Consider the following 16641-nt stretch of genomic DNA (forward strand, 5'->3'; position numbering starts at 1 on the left):
GATGACAAGTCTTCTTGCCGTCCTGATTGATGGCTCGATCTATGCATCGTGGCTGTTTCTTGTGGCTGCCGGCCTGACCGTGATTTACGGGGTGATGCGCATCCTGAACATGGCGCATGGCAGCTTTTATGCTATCGGCGCCTATTCGGCAGCGTCACTGGTTGGCTGGTATTTCAACAACGGCATGGGCCCGGCATGGGTCAGCTATTTGTTGCTGGTTGGTGCCGCGCTGGTTGCCGGTCTGATTGTCGGTGTGATCGTCGAACGCGGATTGCTGCGCCTTATGTATGGCCGCGACGAAATCCTGATGGTGATCATTACCTATGCCCTCCTTCTGATCCTTGAAGACGGTATGAAAATCGTCTGGGGTGTCAGCCCGTATTTCGCCTATCAGCCTTATTCCGAGCTTGGGCGAACATCGCTCGGCTTGCTTAAGGTTTCCAATTACGACGTCGCTCTGGTCGGGGTGTCCGCATTGCTCGGGCTTGGCCTGTGGGCGTGGCTTGAACGCACCAATCAGGGCAAGGTCCTGCGTGCAGTGATCCATGACCGCGAAATCGCGGTTGCCATGGGCGTGAACGTGAAACTGATGTTCACCATCACCTTCGTTCTGGGCACCACACTGGGCGCACTTGCCGGTGCGCTGACTGCGCCCGCGATCTCTGTCGTGCCGGGGATCGGCATCGAAGTGATCGTTCTGGCCTTTGCCGTGGTGGTTATCGGTGGCCTTGGCAGCATCGGGGGGGCCGCTGTTGGTGCCCTTTTGGTCGGGCTAAGCCGTGCAGCGGCCGTTCACTATGCCCCTGAATTCGAACTGTTCGTCATTTATGGCGTGATGTCACTGGTTCTGGCGTTCCGTCCCGAAGGCCTGTTTGGCCGTACTTTGGCGAGGAAAATCTGACATGCGTCTTGATAAAACTGAAATCTCGCTCGGACTGGTGGCGCTTGCCTGCGTTCTGTTCGGCTTCGTTTCGCCGGGTTGGCTGATCTTTCTTTTGACCATCGCACTGGCCAAGGCACTTGTCGTCCAGGGCGTCGTCATGCAGATGCGTTCCGGACTCGTATCCTTTGGTCAGGGTCTGTTCTATTGCATCGGTGGTTACACCGTTGGCATGGGCGGCCAGTTCTTTGGCATTCATGATGCGATTGCCGCCCTGTCACTTGGCATGTTTGTCGCAATCGTTGTTGCCATGCTGTTGGGTCTGTTGCTGACGCGCTATCGCGAAATCTTCTTTGCCATGCTGTCGCTGGCATTTTCGATGATCCTGTTTGGCATCCTTGTCAAAAGTCAGGAACTGGGCAGCACGGACGGCTTTAACGTTCATGACTGGACCCTGTTTGGCTGGGCCCCCGAAGCAGGCGCTGGCAGCCAGCACACCGTCTTTACCATGACTGTGGTCTCTGGTCTGATCGTTGCTGTTCTGATCCATCGTTATACCAAGGCAGGCATTGGCGTCATTTGCGAGGCTGTTCGCGAAAATGAAGTCCGTGTTGAATATCTTGGTCTGTCACCGCGCTGGTTGCTTTATGGCAACTATGTTGCTGCGGCAGCGGTATCGGCCCTTGGCGGCGGTCTGACGGCCCTTGCCACCGGCCACGTTGATCCGGAGATGGCCTATTGGACCACATCGGGTGAATTTGTCTTCATCGCGCTTTTGGGTGGTTTGGGCCACGTGGCTGCACCGTTTATTGCGGCCATCGTCTTCTCGTTCGTGCGGACCTACGCCATCGAATTCGTTCCCCATACCTGGCAGATGATCCTCGGTTTCACGCTGCTTGCGGTCATTATCTTCCTGCCCAAAGGGCTGTGGAGCCTGGTCAGCCGTGAAAAAACAGGAGAACGGGCATGACCTGCATTCTTGAAACACGTTCGCTGAACAAGGAATTCGGCGCGGTCATCGCCGCAAAGGATTTGAACGTTCAGATCAACAAGGGTGAAGTCGTTGGTGTGATCGGCTCCAACGGGGCTGGTAAAACGACCTTCATCAACATGGTGACGGGCTATCTCAAGCCGACGCGCGGCGAGATCCTGTTTAACGGCAAGTCCATCATGGGCCATTCCCCGCGTGCGATCACGCGGGCCGGTATGGCGCGTTCATTCCAGGTTGCGCAGCTGTTCCCGGAAATGACCGTGATCGACAACCTGATTGTCGCGCTGGCTGCTGCCGAAAGCGCCCGTCCGAGTTTCCTAAGCCCCCTTCGCAGCGATGCCCGCATCGCCAGGGCTGAGGAAATCCTTAGGGAATTCGGTGTCGAAAACTATCGCGATTCACTGGTAACCGCCGTTCCGCAGGGTGCGCGTAAACTGGTTGATATCGCCATGGCGTTGATCGGCAATCCTCAGATGCTGCTGCTTGATGAACCGACCAGTGGTGTCAGCGTGGATGAAAAAACCGACCTGATGGATACGGTCATGAATGCCGTGCGTCAGCATGGCGTGACGGTGCTGTTTGTCGAACATGACATGGATGTGGTCGAACGCTATGTCTCGCGCGTTCTGGCATTCTATAGCGGCGAAATCATTGCTGATGGCGAACCTGCGGCTGTTCTGGCCGATCAGCAGGTCCGCGATCTTGTGACCGGCCATCGTCCCACCACCAAACAAGGGAATGGCGCATCATGACCCTGGAAATCAGTAATCTCGATGTATCGATCGGTAATATTCCGATCCTGCGCGATGTCTCGCTTTCGGTGCCGTCCGGCAAAATGTTTGGCCTGATTGGCCATAACGGGGCGGGCAAGACCACGCTGATGCGCGCCATCATGGGCCTTCTGGACGCAGATCAGGGCACCATCACCTTTGATGGGCAGGACCTGCGCAAGATGGCTGACTTTGCCCGTGCCAAAGCCGGCATCAGCTATATGCCCGAAGATCGCCGTCTGATCCCGTCCCTGACGGTCGAGGAAAACATTCTTCTTCCGGCCTGGACCAACGGTATTGCGGACGCCGAGGAACGGTTGAAATGGGTCTATGACCTGCTGCCGGAAATCGCCCAGTTCCGGGATCGCCGTGCGCTGCAGCTTTCCGGTGGTCAGCAGAAACTGGTCTCGCTCGGGCGTGCATTGATGCCCGGTCGCAATCTTTTGTTGCTCGATGAACCGTTCGAAGGGGTCGCACCGGTCCTGTCACGCCGCCTGTCGGAAGTCATTTCCGATCTTGGCAGCAGCGGGCTGTGCGTTCTGATCTCTGAATCTGATGACAGCCACTCCGCCGATCTGGTGGCGGGCAGTTATCGCATCGAACGTGGCACCGTTTCCAAGGCTGAACTGGAAACCGCCTGATCCCGACAACAGACATGTCAAAAGACGAGGTCCCCATGTCAGACTTTGTGTTTGAAACCACCCCTCGCGTCATCTGCGAGTTCGACGGTGCCTTGCAACTCGGCACCCTGTGCAAGGAGTTCGGCGCGAAACGCGCCGTTCTTCTGTCCGATCCGGGCTTGCAGAAGGTTGGCCTGATCGACGCCCCTTATGCAGCCCTTAAAGAAGCCGGGATTGAAACCCTGCTTTGGACCGATGTTCAGGCAGACCCGCCCGAGGAAAGCATTCTTGCCGCGGTCAAGGGTGCCCGTGACTTCAAGGCCGATATCGTCATCGGCCTTGGCGGCGGTTCATCGCTTGATACCGCAAAACTGGTCGCCCTTCTGTGTGGCAAGGATCAGAAACTTGACGAGATCTATGGCATCGGTCTGGCAACCGGTCCGCGCCTGCCGCTTATTCAGGTGCCGACCACGGCGGGCACCGGTTCGGAAGTCACGCCGATTTCGATTGTCACCACGCCGACGCACGAGAAAAAGGGCGTGGTATCCAGCCTGCTCTATCCCGATGTCGCACTGCTTGATGCCAAGCTGACCATGGGCCTTCCGGCCCCGATCACGGGCATGACCGGCATTGATGCCATGGTGCACGCCATTGAGGCCTACACCACCAAGCACAAGAAAAATGCCCTGTCGGACGGACTTGCCATCCGCGCGATGCAGCTGATGACAGCCCATATCGATGATGCGGTTTCTGCCACCCCGTCACGCGAAGCCCGTGAAGCCATGCTTCAGGGGTCCATGCTGGCCGGAATGGCCTTTGCCAATGCACCGGTCGCAGCGGTTCATGCCCTTGCCTATCCTCTGGGCGGGCATTTCCATGTCCCGCATGGACACAGTAATGCGCTGGTCCTGATCGAGGTTTTGAAATTCAACCGGGATGCGGCCGTATCGCAATATGCCGAACTCGCCCACGCCATTCTGCCGGGTGAAAAGTTCGCAAATGACGATGCTGCCTGTGATCGCTTCATTGCTTTCATGACCGACATGGTCGAACGCATGCCGTTCAGCCGCACCTTGCGCGAAGTCGGCGTGGCGGAAAGCGATCTCGACATGCTGGCGACCGATGCGATGAAGGTGGAACGCCTTTTGATCAACAATCCGCGTGAAATGACGTTCGACGCCGCACGCGCGATCTATGCCGCCGTGCTGTAACGAAAAGGAATAGCCACCATGACCATCCAGCTAAATGATACTGGCCTTTGGCAAACCCAGGGGCATATCGACGGCAAATGGGTCGCATCCGACAGCGGCAAGACCTTTGCGGTTGTTGACCCGGCCACCGGCGAACATCTTGCCGATGTTCCCGATATGGGCGCGGCCGAAACCAGTCGTGCGATTGATGCCGCCAATGCCGCCCTTCCAACTTGGCGGGCCAAAACCGCCAAGGAACGTGCAAACGTCTTGCGCAGATGGTTTGACCTCTGCATGGCGGCACAGGCCGACCTTGCATTGCTGATGACCCGCGAACAGGGCAAACCCCTGGCCGAGGCATCCGGCGAAGTAGCCTATGGCGCGTCCTTCCTTGAATGGTTTGCCGAAGAGGGCAAACGCATTTATGGCGATGTTATCCCGTCGCATGGGGCGGACAAACGCATCATCACCGTCAAACAGCCGATTGGTGTTGTTGCGGCGATTACGCCGTGGAACTTCCCGATGGCAATGATCACGCGCAAATGTGCCCCGGCCCTTGCCGCGGGTTGCACGGTCGTCATCAAACCGGCGGAAGATACCCCGCTGACCGCGCTTGCACTGGTCGAGCTGGCCAAACGTGCCGGGTTCCCCGATGGCGTGATCAATATCGTCACGGCATCACACGGGGCGGAAATTGGCGGTGAACTGACTGCCAACCCGATCGTGCGCAAGCTGTCCTTCACCGGCTCCACCCAGGTCGGCAAACTTTTGATGCGTCAGTGTTCTGATACCGTCAAAAAAGTCAGCCTGGAGCTTGGCGGCAACGCACCGTTTATTGTCTTTGACGATGCCGATCTGGATGCGGCCGTCGCAGGCGCGATTGCCTCGAAATACCGCAATGCCGGTCAAACCTGTGTCTGTGCCAACCGCATTCTGGTTCAGGAAGGTGTCTATGACCCCTTTGCCGCCAAACTGGCCGAGGCCGTTGGCAAATTGCGTGTCGGTTTGGGCACCGAAGAAGGCATCACACAGGGCCCGCTGATCAATGCCAAGGCAATCGAAAAGGTCGAAGCACTGGTCGAAGACGCGGTTTCACGTGGGGCAAAGGCTGTTCTTGGTGGTGACCGCGCCAAACCGGACAGCAACTTCTTTACCCCTACCATTCTGACCGGGGTTACGTCAGATATGCGGATTTTCTCCGAGGAAATCTTTGGTCCGGTTGCACCGCTGTTCAAGTTCAGCAGTGAAGAAGATGCCATTCGCATGGCCAATGATACGCCGTTTGGTCTGGCGGCCTATTTCTATGCGCGTGATATCGGTCGCATCTGGCGGGTTGGCGAGGCGCTTGAATACGGCATCGTTGGCATCAACGAAGGCATCATTTCGACCGAGGCAGCACCGTTTGGCGGGGTCAAGGAATCCGGCATCGGCCGCGAAGGGTCGAAATACGGCATCGATGATTTCGTCGAGATTAAATATATGTGCCTCGGCGGTCTCGCCGGGAACGCCAACTGATCCCGGATAAGGAGACACATCATGAGTTTCATGTTCCGAAGCGTGCCACGCATCGTCTGCGAAGCCGGTGGCATTGCCAAGACCGGCAGCCTGATGCAGGAACTCGGCGCCAGCCGTGTCATCATCGTTTGCGATCCGGGCATCGTCAAACTGGGTTTTGCGCAAAAGGCGCAAGATGCACTTGAGGCCGCCGGTATCGCGGTTCAGGTATTTTCTGACGTCGAAGCCGACCCGCCCCAGAAAATTGTCGAAGCCGCCATTACCGGGGCACGTGACTGGAAGGCGGATGGCGTAATCGGTCTTGGCGGCGGCAGCTCGCTTGATAGTGCCAAGCTGGTTGCATTGCTTGCCAACAGCGACCAGACCATCGAAGAGATCTATGGGGTGGACAAGGCAACTGGTGACCGCCTACCGTTGATCCAGATCCCGACCACCGCCGGGACCGGATCAGAAGTTACATGGGTGTCGGTAATTACAGATAACGACCACCTCAAACAGGTTGTCTACACCCCGCAACTGATGCCCGATATCGCCCTTCTTGATGCGGAACTGACCTATGGCCTGCCGCAAAAGGTCACAGCGGCCACGGGCCTTGATGCCATGGTCCATGCGATCGAAGGCTATACCAGCCGCACACGCAAAAACCCGATTGCCGATGGCATGGCGGTCACCGCCCTTTCGCTGCTTGGCAAGAACCTGATGAAGGTGATTGAAAATCCAGGTGACAAAGAAGCGCGCTCTGCCATGTTGCAGGGATCGCTGATTGCCGGGATGGCGTTTGCCAATGCATCGGTTGCCGCCATTCATGGATTGGCCTATCCGCTGGGCGCACGTTTCCATATCCCGCATGGTCATGCCAATGCGCTGGTCATGGCGCAGGTGATCCGCTTTAACCTGCCAGCCGCGAAAAAGCTGTACGCCGAACTCGCCCCGTGCCTGATCGAAGGGGGCGATTTCGACAGCGAAGACACCGCCGCCGAGGCGTTCGTCAAAAGGATCGAGGAAATGGTCCCGGCCAGCGGTCTTGAAATCCGCCTGCGCGATCTTGGCGTCACCGAAGAGTCCCTGCCGGAAATGGCCGAGGAAGTCTTTACCAAGATCCATCGCCTGATCGACAGCAATCCGCGCGACATGACCGCCAAGGAGATCGAGGCGATTTATCGCAGCGTTTATTAATTTGCCCGTCTGCAAACTTCGGTTTGTATCGTGGCACAAGAACCGGCGGCCTGTTTGGTCGCTTGGCCGCCGGTTCTAAAGTTATCAAATGATCAGACCGGCTTAGCGAATGGCAACCGGGTTGATGATCATCTGTACAGCGCCCTTAAGCTTCGCCTGCCCGAGAACGAACAGGAACTCGTGCGCCCGGTCTGCGGCCAGGTCCCGGGTGACGATATTTTCAAGAATATAGACACCGTTTTCTGCCAGAAGCTTCACATGGACCGGGAAGAAAGCACTGGGATCTTCATGGGGAACAGCTTCAAGCCCCCATGTATCGGCGCCAACGGCGACAACACCCTGATTTGCCAACCATTCCGCTGCTTCCAGACCAAGGCCAGGTTCGGTCGTTCCGTAAAGCTCATTGTCCTTCCCGACCAAATCAAGCCATCCGGTATGGATCAGAGCCACATCTCCCTTGCGAATTTCGGTACCGGCCGCTTTCTGGGCTGCCAAGATGTCCTCAAGGGTGATGACATAGCCGCCTTCAAGACGATCAGTCCCCTTGATCGCAGCAACGTCGAGCAAGACACCACGCGTTGCCATTGGTGGCACATGTTCGATGCCAAGCCTGGTCAGGCCGGTGGCTGCGACCATGTCTTCGGCGTGGTTATTGTTATAATAGGTATGATGATCACCCAGATGACCCAGACCATCAATCTGTGTCCCGACACCGAGCCAGCCGGTGAACATGTCATCGTTATAGGTTCCTGCATTGCTGCCGATTGTTTTGTTACCGCTTTGTCCGGGCGAGAAAACCGTCACAGCGACACCACGTGGTGCAAAGGCCGGTGTATCACGTGAAACTTCCATCCCCAGTGAATAGACCTTGCCTTCGGAAATCAGCTTACTGGCTGCAAGTGTTACTTCCGAAGTGAGATAGTTCGCTGCCCCGATTTGATCATCAGGTCCAAACGGTGATGAGAACCGGTCATCGGCCGAAGCGGTACCGACTGCGCCGATAAGACCAAGCATCATGGATGCAGAGACAAGCATTTTTGCTTTTTGCATTTTTTCCTCCCTAAGTTGATAAGGACTCAGGGAACAGCAATTCTAATGCCAACAAAAAATGGCTTAAAACGGTGATCTTCAAAAGGAATTTGAGCGGCAACCGATCAATCGAACACCTGACATGATCGGTTATCGCTCCGGCAAAACATGCAGGCGATCAGCCTGTCTCACCAAGCTCGCAATTTTTGTCATTCTATCTTTTGGGAAAAGTGATGGTGCCCCCGGGGAGAATCGAACTCCCACTCACTAAGTGAAACAGATTTTGAGGGCGGAGAAAACTCAATGAAATCAGTACATTTCCAAAATACAGGCAGCATTTCGGAGCTTGTATCTTGTACTTCGTGAATGAATTTACGGAATGGATTTCATCATATCCGCTGACCCCGCAGTACTTAAGATTTCTCGGCTCAGATTGCTGTCAACTCCAAAGCTGAAACAACATGATTATTCAACCTGCCGTTCAGCGAGGCTATGAAAAATCGATAGGCGAAGATGACCGCTCGCCGAAGAACTCGGGGCTTTCTCAAACGAAAATCCCTTTCATTTGATGGGCACATTCAACTTTTACGCCCCCAAAATTGGAAACGAGGGCCACGCATCACAGCTTGCTCAACAAGACAGGTTTATTCTAATTGAAAAGAAAATCAGGCTTAACTCATGGACGATAGTTTCCGAGAGGGCCTGCTATTTACCCGGCCTAGCATGCAAGGCCCAATCACCTTCGGAAAAACGGTCATGTGCAAATTGCCCCTGATGCCAGTAAGGATAAATCAACGGCGGAGCACTGACCTGATCAAGACGTTTAAGATCATCTGGATCAAGCTTGACATCAAACGCACGGAAATTAGCTTTGAACTGATCGATATTGCTGCCCCCAATTACAAGCGATGAAACTGCGGGGCGAGTTAACAACCAAGCCAGTGCAATCTGGGCGGCTTCAACGCCATGTTTTTCACCCACCGAGATCAGGACGTCAACTATGTCCCACAAACGATCCTGATCCCGGATGGGTGGTTCGGTCCAGCCCGCAGCCTGCCGGGACCCTTCCGCAACAGGCTGACTACGGCGATGTTTGCCCGAGAGCAATCCCGCCGCCAATGGGCTCCAGACCAAAACCCCAAGCCCTTGGTCCACCGAAATCGGCAGAAGTTCATATTCTGCTTCGCGGGCTTCAAGGGTGTAATGAATTTGCTGTGTGACGAACCGCACACGGCGATCCCGTTCGGATGCCTGCAATGATTTCATGATGTGCCAGCCCGAATAGTTTGAGCAACCGACATAGCGCACCTTGCCCTGTGTGACCAAAGCATCAAGAGCGGCCATCTTTTCTTCGACCGGGGTGACGCCATCCCATTCGTGCATGTAATAGATGTCGATGTGGTCGGTGCGCAGATTCTTGAGCGTCTTTTCGCATTCCCGGATCAGGTGATAGCGACTTACCCCCTCATCATTCGGGCCATCGCCAATCCGCATGCGGGCCTTGGATGTGACAAGAACCTGATCACGTCGGCCGTCAAGGACTTCGCCAAGGATTTGCTCGGACAGGCCCGTCGAGTACATATTGGCAGTGTCAAACAGGTTCACACCGTGATCAATGCAGCAATCGACAAGACGGCGTGCTTCGGGCACTTGTTGCGAACCGACCATTGCGAACGGTCCGTCGCCGCCAAAAGTAAATGTTCCCATCGAAAGGGCTGAGACTTTCAACCCTGATCTGCCTAGTGTTCTATACTCCATAACCCGGTCCTTTCGATGCAAGTCATTGCGGTGTGGCGCAAGTAGGAAAAGGTCTCAGCATGCCGCCCAAGCACGGCGCAATCATGCTGAGACTTAGAAAGTCAGCCTTTTACAAAGCGTGCGAGCGTTTCAATCAACAGGAAGGCAACCGTGCCCCCCGCATCCTGAAGACCTTTGCTTTTATCGGCAAACGCCGCAGCCTTGCCGTGCTGGGCGACCATATCCTTGGTTGCTACCAGCGCTGCCTGTCCGGCACGTGCGGCGTCTGCAACCGCATCGACCAACGGGGCGTGTTGGTCGGCAGATTGTTCAAGGCTTTGGGCGATGGGCTCAAGCACATCCAAGACAGTTTTATCGCCAAGTTTGGCTTTGCCGCGTTCGGCAATCCCGTCGGCATACGCCCGCCAGAAGGCCATCATTTCCTTGGTGCCAATCGCGTCAGCATCATCAACAGCCTTGCCTCCGCGCATAAATCCGGTTGCTGTCAACGTCCCCATTGTCGAGGGCGCTGCCTTTGCCATTGCCGCACCAGCCATTTTGAACTGCTTGCCCAGCGGTTCACCGTCCATGTCAGAGACCGTTTTAGTGGCAGCCTCAAACGCAGAATTCATAGTGATGCCAAGATCACTGTCACCGACTTTGGCATCAAGGGCGATCAGTTCATCACGCTTGTCGCGAAATGTGGCATGAAAGGCCTCGAACAGGGCGGCAATATTGCCGGTATTAATTGTGTCCATCATGGCCTCCGATTACTGCGCGAAATGTTTGAAGAATGGCGTGTCGGCTTTGGCAGCCATCAGGCGATCAAGTTCTTCGTCAAGATGCAGAACCGAAACAGATGCACCGGCCATTTCCATCGAAGTCGCAAATTCACCGACCCAAACATGCTTCACGTTGATGTCGCGCTCGCTCATCAATTGGGAAACACGACGGAACATGATGTAAAGTTCTTCAAGCGGTGTCGCGCCAAGACCGTTAACCAGAATGGCAACATCGTCGCCTTTCTTGTAATCCTGCTCGGCGAAGATTTTCGCCATCATCTCGTCGACGAGCGGATCAGCAGCAGTCAGTTTTTTACGGGTAATACCGTTTTCGCCATGGATCCCCATGCCGATTTCCATCTCGTCATCGCCGATTTCAAAGGATGGCTTGCCAACTTCGGGAATGATGCAGCTGCTCAGCGCGACACCGATGGTGCGTGTGCGATCTTTGGCCTTTTCAGCAACGCGAACGACCTCTTCAAGTGACATGCCTTCCTGTGCGGCCGCACCGGCAGCTTTATAAAGGAAGAATATCCCGGCAACGCCACGGCGCTTGTGTTCTTCACCAACGACAGAGGACGCCACATCATCATTGCCGACAACCGACATCACCTTGATGTCTTCAAGGTCGGCCAGCTCGGTCGCCATATCGAAATTGATGATATCCCCGGTATAATTGCCGTAAATGTAAAGGACACCCGCCCCCTGATCGATATGCTTGGTCACTTCAAGCATCTGCTCGGCACTGGGTGACTGAAACACGCCGCCAACAGCCGCACCATCGAGCATGCCTTTGCCGACATAACCCAGAAACAGCGGCAAATGCCCCGAACCACCACCGGTGGCAATGCCAACCTTGCCTTTGACCGGCTCGGCCTTGACATAGCAGCGCTTGTCATCGGCAACATAGGTGACCTCTTTGTTCGCCAGATAGATGCCTTCAAGCATTTCATCGACGAAATTCTTCGGATCATTCATAAATTTTTTCATGATTTTCTCTTTATTTCGCAGGTTTGAATTTGCGCTGACGGGTTACGAAGAACGCCGCGGCAAGCAGAATGAACGCGCCGACGAACACCCGTTGCCATGTGCTTGGAATTCCAACCATCACAAGAACATTATCGACCACAACGACAAGCAAAACGCCCAGCATGGTGCCAATCACCGACCCGGTTCCGCCGGTGATCCGGGCCCCGCCCAGAACAACCGCTGCAATCACCGCAATTTCGGTTCCGACAAGATCAAACGGGTTCGCCAAACGGTTGGCCGTCACATGAACGATGCCTGCCAGGCCGGCCAAAGCACCGGCATAACCAAACACGAAAAGATGGACGATCTTGACGTTGTACCCCAGACGGGCGGTGACATCCGGACTTCCACCAAGCGAGAAGATGGCGCGTCCCATCAGGGTACGGCGCATGATCCACCAGGTCAGGATCGCTGCTGCTGGCAGGATCAGGAAGTAAACAGGCAAACTGACCGTTGCGCCATTTGCCGTTTCAAATTCTAGCAGGGAAATACGCCCGAACGTGCCCATCTGACCGGGCAACTCCATGATCCAGGTCGTGCCGACAAAAGCCAGCAAGCCGCCCCGAAACAGGTACTGCGTACCAATCGTGACAATCAGAGATGGCACACGCAGCGTATAAACCAGAAAGCCATTGAGAACACCCAGCGCAATGCCACCGGCAACCGCGATCAGAAACACGACATAGATCGGCATGTTCGGTGCATGGTTGATTGCCAGCAGTGTGATCGAATACATCGTCAGTGCTGCGATGGCCGTAAACGACACATCAATGCCCCCTGCTGCCAGGATCACAAAAACACCCAATGCAAACAGGCCGGTCACGACACTGGCGCGGCCAATATCAATCAGGGTGGATGGCTGCAAAAAGGCTGGGTTTGCAATGGCGACAGCGATACAAATGGCAATAAGAAGACCCAAGGTCACCATTTCCGGTTTCTTGGCAATCAGATCACCCAATCCCCGGCGCTGCTGCAATTGCCCGGATGCCGATACATGGCCCGGAGCAGGTTTGTTTGAGGTTCCAGCCGAACTCATGCTGCACCTTCCTGTACTGAACCAAGCATCGCCTGGTAAATATCGTCTTCACTTGCGGATGCCCCATTGAGGTCTGAGACGACCTCGCCGGCATTCATCACAAGTATGCGGTCACAGTTTTGAAGAAGTTCAGGCAAATCGTCGCTGACGATGATCAGCCCCATACCGTCTTCAGCCATTTTCTGAATTGTCTGATAGATCGCGTCCTTTGACCCGACATCGACACCAACAGTTGGACCATGCAGCACGAGAATTTCCGGATTGATGCTTAACCAGCGACCAATCAGAACGCGTTGCTGGTTCCCACCCGAAAGCGATGAAACCGGCAATTCGATATCTGCGGTGTTCAGACGCATGTCGGCCGAAATTTCGCGGGCAATTTCCTTACCCTTCTTCATGTCGAGAATGCCCATGAACCCCGCAAGTTTACGCAGGATCAGAGCCACTTCGTTCTGATAGATAGATTTGCTTAAAAACAGCCCTTCGGACAGACGATCTTCCGGGACATAGGCAATGCCGGCATCAATTGAATCCGATGCTGTTGCAATGCGGATGTTCTTGTCATTGATGGAGATCGTGCCACTTGCCGCAGGCCGGATACCGGCTATTGCCAAAGCAAGTTCATTTCGCCCGGAATCCGACAGCCCGGTAATGCCAAGTACCTCGCCTTTGCGAAGATCAAATCCGACATCGTTGAAACGGCCCGGCATGCTGAAGTTCGAAAGCGACATCAGCGTATCTTCCGAAGGGCTACCTTCGCGGTATCGCTTTTCGCTGATTTGACGACCTGTCATCAGTTCGGCCAAATCGGCCCTGCTATAACTTTCAATCGGTCCTTGTGCCACGCATTGCCCGTCACGAAATACGATCGCATGCCCGCCAATACGATAGCATTCTTCGAGTTTGTGGGTGACAAACAGCACCGCGACATTTTGCGACCGCAGACGTGAGACCACATCAATAAGGTTTTCCACCTCGCGACGGGTCAGCGACGTCGTCGGTTCATCCATGATGACAAGGCGTGCTTCACAGGCAATCGCACGGGCAATTGCCACAAGCTGACGTGTTGCCAAAGGCAGTTCCGAGACAATCGTCGACATCAGTTCGGGTGTTACGTCCAGGCCCACTTGCGACAGGGCTTTGGTCGCCGTTTTCTGCATCCGCGCCCGGTCAATACGGCGCAGAAGCCTGCCGTGGCCTTCGACCAGTTGCTCCCCAAGGGCAACATTTTCCATTACGCTCAGATTGGGGATCAAAGACAGGTCCTGATAGACGGTCTCAATCCCGAAATCGAGAGATTGAATGGGGGTAAGTTCGTTAAACACCTCGCCATCAAGAACAATCTGGCCTTCGCTGGGCGGATGCGCCCCGGCCATGATCTTGATCACGGTGCTTTTACCACAACCGTTTTCGCCCAGCAGGTGGTATACCTCCCCGGCTTCAAGTGACAGGTCAACACCGCGCAGGGCATGGACACCGCCAAAACGTTTGTGAATGTTTCTTAGTTCAAGAAAACAGCGATTTTTCTGCGTGTTTTGCGTCACCAGTCAGACCCTTTCCTGCTGACATGTCCCGGCCTTTGACGAGGCCGGGCGGCCCGAAACATGCCAAGACACATTCCGGGCTGCCTCAACCGGGTTCGCTTAGAAAAGGTAATCTTTGTAGGTTTCCTTATCGACAAGGACCATGCCATTGCCAACAATCAGAAGACCTTTGCCTGCGCCTGGTGTGACGGTCACGCTTTCGTAGCCTTCAACACCAAGGTCCATGCCATCGGTAACTTCTTTGCCTTCAAGCATCAGCTTGGCAACGGCATTCATTGCCATGCCAGCTTTCTGCGGATCCCAGAAACCAATTGCGGTGATCGCACCAGATTCCAGATAGGCCGTTGACGGGTTCGGAAGACCGGTACCAACCAGGCAGACCTTGCCGGCAAGACCAGCTTCTTCGATCGCACGTCCGACACCAAGAACATCGTTGCCAGCCGAAGTCTGGAAGCCCTTGATGTCAGGATGTTTGCGGAGGATTTCCTTGGCTTTTTCATAGGTACCATTGGCATCATCGAACGATTCATTGTTCGGGTCGACCAATTCCATACCCGGATATTTTTTGGCATTTTCTTCGCCGGCACCAACCCACTGCATGTGCGTACGGCTTCCCAGCGATCCAACAAACGTTGTCCACTTGCCTTTTTCGCCCATGCACTGCGCCAAACGTTCGTTCAGGGCCGCACCATAATCGCTGTTATCGAATGCTTCGATATCGGCATGGGTGTTGGTCTGGTTATCGGCTTCGTGCGTCACAACGATTGTGCCGCGATCCATCGCGCGGCCAAGGATACCTTCGAGAATATCTGGATCCATCGGCACAACAGCCAGTGCGTCTACGCCAGTTGCCACAAGATCATTGACGATCTGAAGCTGCTGGGCGGAATCCGCCGTTGCCGGACCGACCTGACGAATATCCATTTCGGGGTTTTGTTCGGCAAACTTGGTAACACCGGTTTCCATACGATCAAACCATGGAATACCGCTAATTTTAACGACAGTCGTAATGGATTTTGTGTCCTGCGCCGAGGACGGAGCAGCAAAACCAAGAACAGACATCGCAGCCAGTGCGAAAGCTGTGGTTTTCATAAGGTTGGCAATTTTCATAATGTTTCCTCCCAATTGGAAATATTCTGTTTGGCCAGATGTTTCCCTCTGATTTTTGATTACTTCTGTGCGTGAGGGCTGCGCACAGAGGCAGAGATCGCATGTTTTTGCAGGTTAATCAGATCAAGCAATCTGAACCGCCCGATCCCAAGGAATCCAAGCAACAGGGCCCCCCAAGCGAAATCACGAATAAAGTTTGAAAGGCCCATGAAGTTGAGCATGCTCGACATCATCTGCAGCGTGATTGCCGACAGAACAACACAGATCACCCGCCCATAACCGCCTTCGGGTTTAACACCGGCCATCACCGCAATCAGGATTGCCACCAGAAGGTAGGATGTGCCGTAATCCCACTTCACGTTGATGGTCCGCGCGGCAATTATGATCCCGGCAAGCGACGACAGGATGCCGCTTACGGTATAGGTCGAAATAATCACTTTGTTTTTTGGAAACCCGGCATACTCAGCGGCCTTGGGGTTTGACCCATTGAGCATCAGCCACATGCCAAACGGCGTATAGCGCAGAACAAAACCGATGATGCAGGCAACCCCGATGAACAAAAGGAAACTGATCGGGATTTCAAACAACAATCCGTTGCCGATTTCATAAAGCGGGCCCGGTGCACCAACCCTTACCGAACGACCATCGGAAATCGCAACGGCAAGCCCGATAAACAGCATTTGCGTGCCCAGCGTGCAAAGGATCGCCGTGATTTTAAGATAGGCAATCAACAGGCCGTTCAGCAAACCGCCAAGAAACCCGGTTGCCAATGCCACCACGATAAAGATGAGCGAGAAAATCTCCGGGTCCTGAGAGGCAGAGAAAAAACTTACAGCAATGGTCGCAGCGACGACGCCCGAAAGATTGGCCAACGCGATCCCCGACAATTCGATGCCGCCATTCCCGACACACATCGCCAGCAAAACACCGATCGCCAACAACCCGATTTCAGGCACTTGGCCCGCCATCGACTGAAGATTAAACAGCGAAAGATAGTTTCCATCAGAAACAATCGCGCCCGCCGTCATCAACGTGATGATCAGCCCGATTAGAACGGTCAGGTGCCCGTCAAAAAAGCGCATGGATCCTCCCCATACTTTTAGTAAATTTTTATGTTTATTGACTAAAAACTATCAATTCATTTTTATGTTGGCAAGCATCTGTTTGACACAAACTGTTACATCACAGTTGCATTGATATCCGGCAGGATGTTTACTAAAAAACATAAACAA

General features: G+C 54.5%; 15 protein-coding genes and 1 tRNA gene. 7 read left to right on the plus strand and 9 right to left on the minus strand.

All coding sequences use genetic code 11. From position 1 onward, the window contains the following. Nucleotide 1 precedes the first annotated feature (1 nt). Genes TH4_RS10705 through TH4_RS10735 form a run of 7 tightly spaced genes read left to right on the plus strand, consistent with a single transcriptional unit; the run spans nucleotide 2 to nucleotide 7142 of the window. Nucleotides 2-901, plus strand: a complete 900-nt coding sequence (locus TH4_RS10705; protein WP_008889930.1) for a branched-chain amino acid ABC transporter permease — start codon at nucleotides 2-4, stop codon at nucleotides 899-901. Nucleotide 902: 1 nt separating this feature from the next. Then, nucleotides 903-1850, plus strand: coding sequence for a branched-chain amino acid ABC transporter permease (locus TH4_RS10710; protein ID WP_063089114.1), 948 nt, complete (start codon nucleotides 903-905; stop codon nucleotides 1848-1850). Continuing rightward, nucleotides 1847-2623 carry an ABC transporter ATP-binding protein gene (locus TH4_RS10715; protein WP_064781111.1) on the plus strand — a complete coding sequence of 259 codons (777 nt, stop codon included), beginning with the start codon at nucleotides 1847-1849 and terminating at the stop codon, nucleotides 2621-2623. Before TH4_RS10710 ends, TH4_RS10715 begins: the two co-directional genes overlap by 4 nt. Beyond that, on the plus strand, nucleotides 2620-3282 hold the full coding sequence (locus TH4_RS10720) for an ABC transporter ATP-binding protein (RefSeq protein WP_008889927.1): 663 nt from the start codon (nucleotides 2620-2622) through the stop codon (nucleotides 3280-3282). Before TH4_RS10715 ends, TH4_RS10720 begins: the two co-directional genes overlap by 4 nt. Nucleotides 3283-3317: 35 nt before the next feature. Continuing rightward, nucleotides 3318-4472 carry an iron-containing alcohol dehydrogenase gene (locus tag TH4_RS10725; RefSeq protein ID WP_064781284.1) on the plus strand — a complete coding sequence of 385 codons (1155 nt, stop codon included), beginning with the start codon at nucleotides 3318-3320 and terminating at the stop codon, nucleotides 4470-4472. Between the two features lie 18 nt (nucleotides 4473-4490). Further along, nucleotides 4491-5966, plus strand: coding sequence for an NAD-dependent succinate-semialdehyde dehydrogenase (locus TH4_RS10730; RefSeq protein ID WP_167351213.1), 1476 nt, complete (start codon nucleotides 4491-4493; stop codon nucleotides 5964-5966). 21 nt (nucleotides 5967-5987) lie between these two features. Further along, nucleotides 5988-7142: an iron-containing alcohol dehydrogenase gene (locus TH4_RS10735; RefSeq protein ID WP_064781112.1), complete on the plus strand. Its 1155-nt coding sequence runs from the start codon at nucleotides 5988-5990 to the stop codon at nucleotides 7140-7142. A gap of 102 nt (nucleotides 7143-7244) precedes the next feature. Here TH4_RS10735 and TH4_RS10740 read toward each other — a convergent pair whose 3' ends face one another. The 9 genes from TH4_RS10740 to TH4_RS10775 form a co-directional block, all read right to left on the minus strand. Next, entirely contained in the window at nucleotides 7245-8192 is a 948-nt protein-coding gene (locus TH4_RS10740; RefSeq protein ID WP_064781113.1) for a cyclase family protein, read from the minus strand. Between the two features lie 213 nt (nucleotides 8193-8405). Next, nucleotides 8406-8504 (minus strand) — tRNA-Ser (locus tag TH4_RS20650). Nucleotides 8505-8876: 372 nt separating this feature from the next. Next, on the minus strand, nucleotides 8877-9878 hold the full coding sequence (locus TH4_RS10745; protein ID WP_245227840.1) for an aldo/keto reductase: 1002 nt from the start codon (nucleotides 9876-9878) through the stop codon (nucleotides 8877-8879). Nucleotides 9879-10030: 152 nt separating this feature from the next. Continuing rightward, nucleotides 10031-10666 carry a dihydroxyacetone kinase subunit L gene (locus TH4_RS10750; protein ID WP_064781286.1) on the minus strand — a complete coding sequence of 212 codons (636 nt, stop codon included), beginning with the start codon at nucleotides 10664-10666 and terminating at the stop codon, nucleotides 10031-10033. Nucleotides 10667-10678: 12 nt separating this feature from the next. Then, on the minus strand, nucleotides 10679-11680 hold the full coding sequence (locus TH4_RS10755) for a dihydroxyacetone kinase subunit DhaK (RefSeq protein ID WP_008889920.1): 1002 nt from the start codon (nucleotides 11678-11680) through the stop codon (nucleotides 10679-10681). Between the two features lie 10 nt (nucleotides 11681-11690). Further along, nucleotides 11691-12755, minus strand: a complete 1065-nt coding sequence (locus TH4_RS10760) for an ABC transporter permease (protein ID WP_209272247.1) — start codon at nucleotides 12753-12755, stop codon at nucleotides 11691-11693. Continuing rightward, nucleotides 12752-14299 carry a sugar ABC transporter ATP-binding protein gene (locus tag TH4_RS10765; protein WP_064781115.1) on the minus strand — a complete coding sequence of 516 codons (1548 nt, stop codon included), beginning with the start codon at nucleotides 14297-14299 and terminating at the stop codon, nucleotides 12752-12754. Before TH4_RS10765 ends, TH4_RS10760 begins: the two co-directional genes overlap by 4 nt. Nucleotides 14300-14398: 99 nt before the next feature. Beyond that, nucleotides 14399-15409, minus strand: a complete 1011-nt coding sequence (locus tag TH4_RS10770; RefSeq protein WP_008889917.1) for a substrate-binding domain-containing protein — start codon at nucleotides 15407-15409, stop codon at nucleotides 14399-14401. A gap of 59 nt (nucleotides 15410-15468) precedes the next feature. Continuing rightward, nucleotides 15469-16491, minus strand: coding sequence for an ABC transporter permease (locus tag TH4_RS10775; protein WP_064781116.1), 1023 nt, complete (start codon nucleotides 16489-16491; stop codon nucleotides 15469-15471). Nucleotides 16492-16641: the final 150 nt, after the last annotated feature.

The organism is Thalassospira tepidiphila MCCC 1A03514 (assembly GCF_001662875.1).
Taxonomy (GTDB): domain Bacteria; phylum Pseudomonadota; class Alphaproteobacteria; order Rhodospirillales; family Thalassospiraceae; genus Thalassospira; species Thalassospira tepidiphila.